Origin of the sequence: Clostridium sartagoforme, from assembly GCF_039521405.1 — a bacterium.
Taxonomy (GTDB): domain Bacteria; phylum Bacillota; class Clostridia; order Clostridiales; family Clostridiaceae; genus Clostridium; species Clostridium sartagoforme.
In genome coordinates, this window is record NZ_BAAACH010000016.1 from 45,242 (window position 1) to 58,258 (window position 13,017).

13 protein-coding genes are annotated in these 13,017 nt (G+C 24.7%); 2 read left to right on the top strand and 11 right to left on the bottom strand.

What is annotated here, in order from left to right; all coding sequences use genetic code 11:
- Positions 1 to 64 precede the first annotated feature (64 nt).
- From ABDZ60_RS07700 to ABDZ60_RS07720, 5 genes are all read right to left on the bottom strand, one after another.
- Complete coding sequence (locus tag ABDZ60_RS07700) at positions 65 to 1,276, bottom strand: BaiN/RdsA family NAD(P)/FAD-dependent oxidoreductase (protein WP_047001549.1); 1,212 nt, start codon at positions 1,274 to 1,276, stop codon at positions 65 to 67.
- Between the two features lie 170 nt (positions 1,277 to 1,446).
- Entirely contained in the window at positions 1,447 to 3,096 is a 1,650-nt protein-coding gene (locus tag ABDZ60_RS07705) for a hypothetical protein (protein ID WP_343777295.1), read from the bottom strand.
- Positions 3,097 to 3,100: 4 nt separating this feature from the next.
- Positions 3,101 to 3,883, bottom strand: coding sequence for an ABC transporter ATP-binding protein (locus ABDZ60_RS07710; protein WP_343777297.1), 783 nt, complete (start codon positions 3,881 to 3,883; stop codon positions 3,101 to 3,103).
- Positions 3,884 to 3,952: 69 nt separating this feature from the next.
- Complete coding sequence (locus tag ABDZ60_RS07715; RefSeq protein WP_343777299.1) at positions 3,953 to 4,927, bottom strand: aromatic acid exporter family protein; 975 nt, start codon at positions 4,925 to 4,927, stop codon at positions 3,953 to 3,955.
- A 19-nt stretch (positions 4,928 to 4,946) separates the two neighbouring features.
- Entirely contained in the window at positions 4,947 to 5,819 is an 873-nt protein-coding gene (locus tag ABDZ60_RS07720; RefSeq protein WP_016206517.1) for a radical SAM/SPASM domain-containing protein, read from the bottom strand.
- A 160-nt stretch (positions 5,820 to 5,979) separates the two neighbouring features.
- Here ABDZ60_RS07720 and ABDZ60_RS07725 point away from each other — a divergent pair, with 160 nt between their 5' ends.
- Positions 5,980 to 6,501, top strand: a complete 522-nt coding sequence (locus tag ABDZ60_RS07725) for a J domain-containing protein (RefSeq protein WP_047001551.1) — start codon at positions 5,980 to 5,982, stop codon at positions 6,499 to 6,501.
- 67 nt (positions 6,502 to 6,568) lie between these two features.
- Here ABDZ60_RS07725 and ABDZ60_RS07730 read toward each other — a convergent pair whose 3' ends face one another.
- The 4 genes from ABDZ60_RS07730 to ABDZ60_RS07745 form a co-directional block, all read right to left on the bottom strand.
- Positions 6,569 to 7,900, bottom strand: a complete 1,332-nt coding sequence (locus ABDZ60_RS07730) for a methyl-accepting chemotaxis protein (RefSeq protein ID WP_343777302.1) — start codon at positions 7,898 to 7,900, stop codon at positions 6,569 to 6,571.
- Positions 7,901 to 8,153: 253 nt separating this feature from the next.
- Positions 8,154 to 8,567, bottom strand: coding sequence for a hypothetical protein (locus ABDZ60_RS07735; protein ID WP_016206520.1), 414 nt, complete (start codon positions 8,565 to 8,567; stop codon positions 8,154 to 8,156).
- Between the two features lie 43 nt (positions 8,568 to 8,610).
- Positions 8,611 to 9,294, bottom strand: coding sequence for a putative ABC transporter permease (locus ABDZ60_RS07740; RefSeq protein WP_343777304.1), 684 nt, complete (start codon positions 9,292 to 9,294; stop codon positions 8,611 to 8,613).
- Between the two features lie 79 nt (positions 9,295 to 9,373).
- Complete coding sequence (locus ABDZ60_RS07745; RefSeq protein WP_047001554.1) at positions 9,374 to 9,712, bottom strand: hypothetical protein; 339 nt, start codon at positions 9,710 to 9,712, stop codon at positions 9,374 to 9,376.
- A gap of 162 nt (positions 9,713 to 9,874) precedes the next feature.
- Here ABDZ60_RS07745 and ABDZ60_RS07750 point away from each other — a divergent pair, with 162 nt between their 5' ends.
- Complete coding sequence (locus ABDZ60_RS07750; protein WP_343777306.1) at positions 9,875 to 10,297, top strand: hypothetical protein; 423 nt, start codon at positions 9,875 to 9,877, stop codon at positions 10,295 to 10,297.
- Positions 10,298 to 10,358: 61 nt separating this feature from the next.
- Here ABDZ60_RS07750 and ABDZ60_RS07755 read toward each other — a convergent pair whose 3' ends face one another.
- Both ABDZ60_RS07755 and ABDZ60_RS07760 read right to left on the bottom strand, forming a co-directional pair.
- Entirely contained in the window at positions 10,359 to 11,261 is a 903-nt protein-coding gene (locus tag ABDZ60_RS07755) for an aldo/keto reductase (protein ID WP_343777308.1), read from the bottom strand.
- A 285-nt stretch (positions 11,262 to 11,546) separates the two neighbouring features.
- Complete coding sequence (locus ABDZ60_RS07760; protein ID WP_343777310.1) at positions 11,547 to 12,968, bottom strand: hypothetical protein; 1,422 nt, start codon at positions 12,966 to 12,968, stop codon at positions 11,547 to 11,549.
- Between the last annotated feature and the right edge of the window lie 49 nt (positions 12,969 to 13,017).

Genomic DNA, 13,017 nt, shown 5'->3' on the forward strand with positions numbered 1-13,017 from the left:
GTTTCCTCAGCTTTTTTTAGTGTTATTATTACTAATTAACAATATATATCTGCTAAATTTAAAATTACTTTCCCGAATTAATTCCTGCTAAATATCCTGTTGAAAATGCCATTTGAAGATTATATCCTCCAGTTTCAGCATCTATATCAATAACTTCACCTGCAAAAAATAATTTTTTTATTTTTTTAGATTCCATTGTAGATGAATTTATTTCTTTTACACTAACTCCGCCACTTGTTACCATAGCTGCTTTAATTGTAATTGTGTCTTCTACTGTTAATTTCATTTCTTTAATATATTCTATTAACTTAGCTTCATCTTCCTTTTTCAATTCTGAAATTTTAATTTCATTTAAGTTTAAAATATTTAATAGTTCTTTTATAAAATTTTGTGGTAAATACCCTTTTAAATTATTTACTAGACCTTTATTTGCATTAGTTCTTATTATTTTAGATAACTCATCTTTAGATATCTGCGGTAAAAAATCTAATTTTATCTCTACTTCTTTTTCCTTTAAAATTTTACTTATATATGACGAAATTTTCAAAACCCCAGGTCCAGATATTCCAAAATGTGTAAATATAATATCTCCTTGACGTTGTATTTTTTTCTTTTTAATAGTTGTGCTTACTATTACCTCTTTCATTGATATTCCTTGCATATTTTTAATAAATCCTTCTTTAATAACAAGAGGAATCAATGCTGGATATAAAGGATTTATAGTATGCCCATACTTTTGTATTATATCATACATACTTCCATCTGATCCTGTTGTAGGATAACTTTTTCCTCCTGTTGTAACTATAACACTATCAGCATATATCTCTCTGTTATCTTCAGTTACTATTCCCTTAATACATTCATTATCAACAATTAAATCATTCACCTTTGTATTATATAATATTTCAACTCCATTTTTTATCAAATTATTTTTAAATATATCTATCACTTCATCTGCTTTATCACTTTTGGTAAATACCTTTTCATCATATTCAATTTTGTATTCTAATCCGTTATTAGAAAGATACTCAAGTAAATTAATATTTGAAAAAGTATAAAATGCACTATATAAAAACTTTTTATTTGTTACTATTTTTTCAAAGAATTCTTCTATATCTCTATTATTAGTTATATTACATCGCCCTCCACCAGTAAGCTTTAACTTTTTCCCTATCTCATTATTTCTCTCAATTAAAGTAACTTTATTACTTTTAGACGCTGATAACGCTGCCATTATCCCAGCTGGTCCAGCTCCTATAACTATAACTTTTGCCATAATCAATCTCCTATAATTTTATTTAATATTTAAAATATATTATATACTAAATATTAAATAAAATCACTTAGCTATAACTTGTTCTCTTATTTAAAAAGTTTTATTATTTTAACTTTATAATAATAAAGAGAACTATCATAAACTAAGTGATTTTAATATTGTAAAACATATTACGTTAATTTATTCTTAGGAATATTAAAGGCTGTGTTCCATAATATGACGTCTATAATCAATAACACTAATCCATATATATATATTCCTATATTAAAGAAATTTGATAAAATATGAAGCATTAATGCTACTAATATAAATACTATAGATAATATAGCAATTCCAACGCTTGAACCATTATTAGTTCCTTCAAATTTCTCTGAAAATGGATATGACTTACTGCTGATTAAAAAATTTAATATTGTTATCAATATAATTGATAAAAATACTATTATAAGATGTTTTATAACTCCTTCTGAATATATAATTATAAATAATATTGATATAAGTATATATGGTGGTATTACAAGTTTAAAAAACATACCTTTTATAACACCTTTGTATATTGATGATATATTTTTAATTGGAGCTACCTCATAAATCCATGCGCCGCTATACTTTTCAGAGTATTTAAGCATTACTACTATATTAGGAATTATCAAAGTGAAAGCATAAATTGAAAGATATAAGCTTGAATTAACTAAATTATTTCTTATACTACTAATACTTCCTCCTCTAAATCCAACTAACATAAATATAAATGGTAAAATTATTCCCAAGGCAATATTAGGGTACACCTTAAGCTTAAATTCTCTCTCTGAGTTAATTATTTGCACTGAAAACTTAAAGAAAGCCCTTTCTATTTTATCTTTACAAACTAATTTGCTAATCTTAAGTATAAGCTTATTTTTTTCTTTTGACTTTTCGTTATTATTATTTAATTTTTGTAAATACTTTTCAAATGTAGGTGTTAATTTCAAATATACAATTAAAGAAATTATAGGGATTATCAGGGATAGAATACTCATTATTATTTTATATACCGTTATTCCTTCTCCATCTATAATAGATAATGGTGCTGCAAACCACATAGGCGGCACCAGTATATGCCAAGATTTATAAGTATAAACAATCTTATCTAAATCAATAAATTGAAATATTCTGGGTAAAATTTGATATATTATAACCATAAATATACTAAGTATAGTTTGTACATAATTTATCATATCTTTTAACTTTTCTCCATCAAAGAATTTAAGCACTAAAAGATATAGTAATGCTGTTATCATAATCATAAATATATCTATAAGTATTATTTCTATTAAAAATATTAAGAAGAATGCTATTCCATATTTAAATGATAATAAAAAGGAAAATCCTACTAATGATAATGTTAAATAAATTATATAAATACAAACATGCGTAATTTTAGCTGCATTTATAGTTTTACTATCTATACCCTTGGTATAGATAATGCTTTTGTCCTTCACATCCAATATAACATAAGAAAAATCTGATATAAATACAGTTAATATCATAAACATTATTGCTGCAAAATATATAGACATCTGATACATCATATTAATCCTAAATATAAGTGTTAATCCAAAAAATATTCCTATAAATGCATATAATATTAATGATTTATAAAATTCATTTGATTCGCCTTTTTTCTTTTTTCTTTCATTATTAAAAACTGTTGCTTTTCGTCTTCCATCCATAGTTAATTTAGTATTAATAATTAGTCTTAATATATCATAATCTACTCCTGATTTTTCATAAAAGAATCGTAACTTATCCAATATTTTTAAAACCTTAAAATCCTTCATAATCTTATACCTCTTTAATTACAGATATAAAATTTTCAGCAAGTTCTTTATATTGGTTAAATCCTGTAATTTCATTAAAAATATTTTCAAGAGAACTGCCTTTATGACTATTCTTTAATTCCTCGAAATTTCCATCTGCAACAATCTCTCCATTATTTATTAAAATTATTCTATCACTTATTTTTTCAACTACTTCCATTATATGAGATGAATAAAATATTGTTTTTCCTTCCTTTGCAAGGTGAGATAGAATTTCTTTTATAATAATTACACTATTTGCATCAAGTCCACTTAAAGGCTCATCTAAAAATAACATTTCTGGATCATGTATTAAACTTGAAATAAGTATAAGTTTTTGTTTCATTCCTTTCGAATATGATGAAATTCTTTTTTCATACACCTCTTCAATTCCCATTATATTCATTAACTTTCTTGCCTTACTATCTGCTTTTTCATAATCTATTCCATATAATTGAGCTATAAATGTAAGGTATTCTTTTCCTGTTAAACTATCATATATTTCTGGAACCTCAGGGACGTATCCTATTTTTCTTTTATAATTATCATCTATTTTTGAAATATCTTCACCAAAAATTTTAATTTCTCCAGTATATCCTGTAAGTAATCCCATAATCAACTTTACAGTAGTGCTTTTTCCTGCACCATTTGGCCCTATATATCCTATTATGCTACCTTTATTTATTTTAAGATTTATTTCTTTTAAAACATCTTTTTCTCCAAAACTCTTTTTTAAATTTATTAATTCTAATACTATATCATCATACATAAAATCATCCCCCTTAGATAATTTTACAATATATTTAATCTTTTGTAAATTTTTTCTAAAGATTGGTTTTTATTTTTGATTATTATATTTTCTATAATTTAATATAAAACTTCTCTTCATATTCAATAAGTCTTCCATATCATTTAAAAATTGTAAAAGTTGTGCTCTATTTTCAAACTCTTCCCTTGTTTTAGGTAGAGACATCTTTTTAAAGTCATTTTTTAATATTTCTAATTCATCAAGCAATTCTTCACAATCATTTGCCTCTTCTATTTGATTGGCTACTTTTTGTGTAAAACTAGATATCATATATGTTTGTTCAAATGACATATAAAACTTTTCAAAGTGAGTTCTAAGCTTTTTTATGATATTAAATTGGTTTTTTCTCATATTCATATAATCAGTATAATAAGATTCACTTTTAAAAAAGCTATTATTCACTATTTTATAAGCTCTTTCACAACTTTCATTTATCCTTTTTTCCAAAGCATTCATTATTATTTCTTCATCGATATCCACCGTATAAGTAACGAGGGATTTCGCCATCTTAGATAAAATAACTTTATAACTATCTTCTATATATTCCTTGTCTACATTAAACTTATGTTGAAGAGAAGGCATAAATAAATTAGCTATAGATGCTATACCAATTCCAATTATCATTAGTAAAGTTTCATTTATTATCCAATATAGGTTTATTGGATTTGCAATAAGTAAATGTGTGGATAATACAACTGCCGGTACCATTCCTTCTGATATATTTAATTTTGATGTTAATGGTATAAAAATTAGAAGGAATATTGCAAAAGTAATAGCATTTTGCCCAATAATCTTATATATTAAAAAAGATAATATAATAGCTAAAATACAAGCAGCCACTCTATTTTTACCTACTATTAATGCTTTTCTTCTAGTATCCTGAATACTCAAAATCGCTATAACTGCTGCTACTGTTGAAAACTGTAAATTTAACATATTCGCAAACATTAAAGTTACTGCTGCTGATATAGACATCTTCACTGCCAGATTATTTATATATTTCATTTTTACCTCCTACCTACATTTACTTAAAACTTCTTTTTGCATAACCACATCTTTTACATAAGTCTTCTACAGCACGTCTTCTTGAAAATCCATTATATATTTTTTGGGCTCTTTCTGAATTAATTATATCTTCTAAGTTATCTTTTAATATATTTCCTAAAGGTATATTTCCTTCACTATCTAAACAACAAGGAACTACAGTTCCATCAACTAATATACCGATTTGGTCTCTTAATCCATAGCAAAATACTTCTTCACTTATTAAAGATAAATTTGCATCTGGCCACATAAATTTTTCTGCCATATTTAAATACACTTTATCTTTTAATTTTAAATTTCTTTTTTCTTTTAATGCTGAAAATAAGTCGAAATTTAGATTAAGCTTATCTTCAATTAATCTTACTATCTGTAAGTTTAAATCATTATTTGCTTTTAGTTCTTCTGTATCTATATTCCAAAGCCTAAGTGAGCATATAGTATCACTTTCTACTGTAGATACATTAATAAAATCCAATATATCATTAATATATTTATAAAATTCTCCATTATTATTGGCTTCAAAACTATGTAATGAAAAATTTACTTGTCTTACTGCATTTGATGATATTAATATATCCTTAACTTTTCTTATTAATGTTCCATTTGTTGTTATATTTATATTTAAATTTTCTTCTTTTGCAATATTAAGAAATATTTCTAAATTATTATTTAGAAATGGCTCACCCATTAAATGAAAATAAATATGATTAGTATATCCCTTTATTTTATCTACTATTATTTTAAAATCTTCTATACTCATAAATCCTAATTTTCTACTTGTTTTTGGACAAAAATTGCAACTTAAATTACAAATGTTAGTTGTTTCTATATATATTTTCTTGAATCTTGTCATTTACTTTCCCCTTTTCTATATACTATAAAAATAATTTATCATATTATTGTCTTCTTTCCAAACATATTTAAATTTTATGACGAACTTAAATTGTAACATAATTAAATGATTTCCTATATATTTATAATAGGTATATAAATATGAAGGATGTGAAATTATTTTGGACCCATATAAAATTTTAGGAGTTACGCCTACTTCCTCCACTGAAGAAATTAAAAGAGCTTATAAGAACATATTAGATGAGTACAGTTCTAATAATTCAGATTTTGATTCTCGTCCCCTTGCTGAAGAAGTGCTTTTTGAAGCTAATATGGCCTATGATGTATTAGTTAATGGAGCTATATATCAAGAGATTCGTACACTTATAGATAATAATAATATTCCTATTGCTGAAAGCAAATTAAATGTTTTGGATCTAAAAAATTCTGCTGAATGGAATTATTTAAAGGGGTTTGTATATTTTAAAAAAGGATGGTTTGATATGGGGGTTCAGCACATAGTAACTGCAAATGAACTTGACCCTAGTAATGATGAATATGCTAAAACTTTAAATACATTAAAAACTCGTTCTCATGAGATAATAAATTATTATAAGCAAAATAATCCTCAAGGTGCTCCTCAAAATAATATGAATGCCTGTAGTGGTGGCAATATGGGTGGCGCTGGAGGCGGAATGTGCTAATATTATAAAAAACGGGATGATAATTTGAATTATTTACCATCCCTTGTTTTCATAAACTATTTTAAGACTATTCTTGATAAATATTAAATTTATCAAGAAGCTCATTCATATTAGCTGTCTTATTAGCTAAATTATTAGAACTCGAAGCTACTAATTTAGTATGCTTTTTAAGATCTTCAGAAGATGCTGATATTTCTTCTGCTGATGCTGCTATTTCTTCTGATAACGCTGAAACTTCTTGGACAGTTTCTAAAAGAATAGCTTTATCCTCTTCTATCTTAGTAAAAGAATTATTAATATCTTTTATTTTAGGACTAATACTCTTAACAGAATTAGATATATTATTAAAAGATGTAATTGTTGATTCAACAACATTTTTTTGGTTATCTAATCCCTTTCCCATCTCTTCTGTTTCAGCTGATATTATTTTTACACTATTAAATATATTATTTAATATATTATAGATATTATTTGATGCTTCCTTAGATGTTTCTGCTAATGATTTCACCTCTTCCGCCACAACTGCAAACCCTTTTCCTGCTTCTCCAACTCTTGCTGCTTCGATTGCTGCATTTAATGCTAAAAGATTGGTCTGGTCTGCTATTTCATCTATTAATACAGATATATTTCTAACTGTCTCTATGTCATTATTCATATTTTTTATACTTTCAATAAATGCTGTAAATTTCTTATCAAAAGAATTAATAGACTCAATTAAGTTTTTCATATCTGTGTTACTTTTTTCTGAATCTTTATCTATTCCTTTAGAAACAATTTTTATATTTTTAATATTACCTTCTGTTTCCTTAATACTCTCTCCAAGTTTATTAACAATGCTAACTATATGTAACAATTCGTTAGACTGCTTATTTGTTCCATTTGCCACCTCATTTATTGATAAATATATGTTTTCTGCTGATTGACTAAGCTCCTCTGAAACATAAGCTAAGGTAGCAGAATCTTCTAAAGTATCATTAGATAAATTTATTACACCACCTATCATATTATTTACTTCAGTTTTAGTATTTTCAATAGCTTTACATATATCTCCTATTTCATCATTTCTATTTAAATGCTTTTCATGAAAACTCATTTTCAAATTACCCTTTGAAAAATCATTCATGCTAGTTGTTATCAACTTAAGTATTTTGCTAATAGCTTTTGTAACTAGTAATATTATTATAATACTTACTATAAGTATTAACACTGAAGATATTGTCAAGGAAAAAGCTAATCCTTTTAATTCTTTTAATAAATCCTTATTTCCAACTGTTATACCTATTTTCGCTAATGATCTATTGACAAAATAATACACTGTTAACGATATCATAGTTAGTTGTAAAATGACTATTCCTATAAAATACATAACTAGTTTGCTAGTAAATTTTTTTACTCCCATAACCTCATCCCCTTATTTAATTAAATTTCTATATAGCGATTTAATTATACCATATTATGTTAATATTTTTTACTACTTTAATTAAAATTATAGTATATTTATTTAATTATACTAATATTATTAATCATATAATATTATGGGTAAGTAAAATAATAATAAAATTCTTCTGTTTTTTCAAAATCATAGCTTAAACTAAAAAGTCACCATAGTCTAAATATGGTGACTTACCTATAAGGTTAATATCATTTTTATTTTACTCTAATTGAGTTATTAGCCTTCTCATTACATCCTTTAGCTTTCCTTCTCCAATCTCTTCGTGAGTTATAGCAATTACAAGTTTTATATCATTATCTGATATATCCCATTTATATGCCTTTATATCCATTATTGATTCATCTGGCAGGATATCTTCCATGTCAGTAGCTAACTCTTCTGATAAACTTATATATTCATCAAAAAGTTCATCCTCACTTAAATTGTCTATACTATAATCATCTTCTATAATTCCATTTAAAATATCTATACCTATACTTAGATTAAATGCTAGCATATCTTCTCTTTTAGTTCCCTTACTCATGTCTTTAATAACTTTAAATTCTGTGTTATTTTCAATTTCATTTTTTACTTCTTCTGTATCAACTACTTTTCTTCCAAATGCAATATACATAATTACACCTCCATAGTATTAAATCTTTGCATGTTTTCGAAAATTATTCATGCTTATTTTTTTGTCTTAAATCTTTAAGTAACTCTTTAAATCTTTTAAGCTCAGCCATATATTTTTTATGCTCTAATTGAGGAAAGGCTTCAATAAATCTTCTCTGTTTATTTAACTTAAACTCCTTCTTAATATCCTTGAAAATATTCATATTTCTAAGGATATTATTTAAGTTAATTATGCCTTTAACTGATATAATTATATCCATTAATAAGATAACAATACATAAAATTGCTATGATTACTATAGTAATCATATTTAATCTATTTATAATATTTTTTACAATTGGATGTATTAATTTAATTAACATAACTGATAATGTTGCAAATAGTGTTGAATTAAATAAACAAACTCTTCCTTTTATATTAAATTTTCTATTAGAATAATTCCAGAGCCTTGTATGAAAAACATATTCTAACAATATATCTGCAATAAATTCAATGATTGAAGCAATTACACCTCCAAGAATAAATATTAAAATTGCTGAATTAACATTGCTCCAATTCATTATATATAATACAAATAATGCCCCAAAACCATAAACTGGACAAACTGGCCCTTTTAAAAAACCTCGATTTATAAATTTTTTAACTGGTACTGAACAATAAAAAACTTCACATATCCATCCTAAGAAACTGTATATACTAAAATATAGTGCAATATTTAAAAAACCCATAAAGATCCTCCTCGGAAATTATTACTATATTATACTACTATTTATAAATCTTTAGTTTCTTATATCTAAATATCCTTTGTTATTTTTTTATATTTATAGTTTCTATTACTTCATTAAATAATTTATTATAAAAATTATCAAAACCATCATCTTCTAATTGTATTTCTTCATTATCATTTATATAGAACTTGTCCATAGTAGCTACTATTAGATCAAACTTTTTTAAATCATTTTCCTCTAGTAAAACATTGTAAAGATATGATAAATGATTTTGCATATATTTTTGCATTTCCTTAACATCTGAATCTTTTAATTTTCCTTCTTCATAAAGTCTTTTAATTGGTCCATTTCTAAAAATGAAATAAGTTGATGCTTTAGTTATTCTTATAATATAATCTTTTGGTATTCTATTTTTCATTATTACTCACCTCATACTTTATTCATATGTATATATTACATTTATAGTATTAAAATACAACATAATTATCTGTTAATAATTTGTTACATTTAGTATATAGATTGATTATATCAATTCTTTATATTATAATATATTTTAAATATATTTAACAGAGGTGTTGAAATGAGATTTCTTCAAGGTACATATGGAATTGATTTATTATCATTACTACTACTATTTTTAAGTTCTTTATTTAACCTTTCTCGTTATACAAGAATAGTAGGGTTGGCAATATTTTTAATAGCTATATTTAGAGTGTTTTCAAGAAATATATATAAAAGACGAAGTGAACTTAATTCGTTTATTTCTTTTATAAATAAACCATTATCTAAGTTTGGGGTTTCAATTCCTATTAATCTTCCACCTTTTGATTTAAATAATCTATCTTATATTTTTAGAATATTTGAGAATAAAATTAAAGAAAAGAAGAATTTTAAAATAACAAAATGTCCAACCTGTGGGCAAAAATTAAGGCTTCCTAGGAAAAAAGGAAAGATAGTAGTAACTTGTAAAAGATGTTCAAACAAATTTGATTTTAAAACTTAAAATACTTAAAAATAGGATAGGGATTATAAAATTTTAATCCCTATCCTATTTTATTTTTATCTTATGGAATATCTATACCTCTTCCTGCAACATATATTTCAAACCATTGATCTTTTGTAAGTTTTAATTCTGTTGCTCTAACTGCACCTTTAATTCTTTCTATATTTCCAGATCCAACTATAGGCATTATTTTACTTGGATGCATTAGTATCCATGCATATACTACTTCATCAATATCTGTAGCTCCAACCTCTTCTTTTACATTATTTAAAGCTTTTCTAACTCTAAGTGAAGCTTCATCTTCTCCCTTAAATATCTTTCCTCCTGCCAAAGGTGACCATGCCATTGGTTTAACTCTTTTCTCAAGCATTAAATCTAAAGTTCCATTTTCAAAATGCTCTAAATTTAAAGGTGATACTTCTATTTGATTAGTTACTAATTCATTATCTAAATAAGAATTTAGCATATTAAATTGAGCTGGTAAGAAATTGGATACTCCAAAATTTCTTACTTTCCCTTGACTTTTTAACTTTTTAAAAGCCTCTGCTACTTCTTCTGGATTTAGTAATGGATCTACTCTATGAATTAATACAAGATCTAAATAATCTGTTTTAAAGTTTTTTAAAGATTTCTCTACTGATTTTATTATATGTTCTGAACTTGTATCATAGCAATGAGACTTATTTTCTGGCCTGTTTATTGAAGGAAACTTAATTCCACACTTTGTAACTATTTGCAGCTTTTCTCTTAATCCCTTTTTTAAGTTTAGTGATTCACCGAACTTTTCTTCACAACAGAAATTACCGTATATATCTGCATGATCTATTGTTGTTATCCCCAACTCATAAACTTCTTCTACTAACTTTAGTAATTCTTCATTACTTAACTTCCAATCCATTAATCTCCAATGTCCATGAATTATTCTAGACATTTCTAAGTTATTGCTTAATCTAATCTTTTCCATTTTCTTTCATCCTCCCAGTAAAATAATAATTTGTTAGTGCACAGATCACAGTTGTAAAATTTTGCGAATCATTTTTCAGTTCACAGTTCACAAGGCACAGTGCACAGTTGTTTTAATTTTTTCATTCTTTCATTTATAAATTGCTTTGCAATTTATATCATAACCTGTTCCCTGTTACTTTATTCCAAAAACTGTGAACTGTGAACTGTGCGCTGTGAACTATATAAATTGCTTCGTAATTTATAACTTAAGTTTTAAAAGACAAAAGTCCTTAACTATTACTTTTCACTTTTTCTGTGAACTTTTGATTTTCTCCAATTCATTTATAAACTCCTCAGAATTTAAATTACTTATATAAAAGACACACATTATGTAATCATGTATTTCTTCGATAATTGTAGTTACTCTTGTATGATTAGTTAAATTATCTACTTCAAACCGTTTATTTAAATTTATATATTTCTTTTTCCCATTTATTTTTATATATTTGTAATCACATGCAAACTCTATTTTAACATCTTCTTGAGTTTTGCTTGCTAAAATCATACCACTTTTAGTATATTTAAAACAATATCCATCTTGTTCGAATACTTGCATTTTATCAATACCTTCTAAAATTTCCTCGTAATTATCCCATTCTCTTTCAATATCTTCTTTATCATAATAATAGTATCTTATATAAATATCTATATTAAAAAGTTTATTATTGCTATTTTTTTCATCTAAATCTACATATTTGTCTATATGATAATTTTCCCTTAGTTTTATATTTACATTATTTAATCCTTCTTTTATATTTTCACAATTTCTTTTAACTTTGTCTACTGTTTTCTTTAAATCTTCTGGATTTATTGACTTATTAAGTTGAAAATCCATTAAAATTACTTTAGAATCATACCTTACTAAATCTATATTAAATTTATTTTCATTATTTTTATTTTCTATTAAGATTAAATCATCTATGATCTCATTTTTATTTTCTATAGAGTTATTATTTTTTAATACACTTATCAATATATCTATAAATTCTATTCTCTTATTAAGTTTTTTCAAAATTATATAAACATCTTCAATTTTTCTCTCTCCAACCATAGTTATTATTTCAGTTAAATCTAACAATAATCCATTATTACATTTATCTAATTTTTCTATTAAGGAATTAATACTATTGTCAACTTTAATGTTATATTCATTTCTTAAATTATTTTCTATTTTTTCTTGTAATTTTACTTCTCTATCAAATATATATTTATTTACCGAATCTTTATCTAATAAAAGAGTTTTTGCCTTATTCAAGTATTTCAGGCAATTATCATAGCCTTCCATTAATTTTTTCTTAGTTAATTTATCACAACATCTATATAACTCCTTATAATTTTCTATTAGTAAACTAGTTGCCGATAGAGCTTCTAAAATTGATATTTCCATCTCATTTTTTACTGTAGATAATTTATATTTATTTTCATAACATAATTCTTCATAATCATCATTTTTGCTTAATTTATTTCTAAGTAATGAATTTTCAAGTTCTAATCTTGCTAAATTTATATTATAAATATCCTTTCTTAAATGATGATAGCTTTCTAGTAAATCTTCATTTTCGCTATATTCTTGTATAGCTTTAAATATATCATTTAATATTCCTATAGCTTCATCTAATTTTTTTTCATATTTTGAAGATTTTTTTAGAATATTTAATAATCTCATACTACTCTCCTTCCGATATCTTCTTACTATTCAAATAAATATATTATAT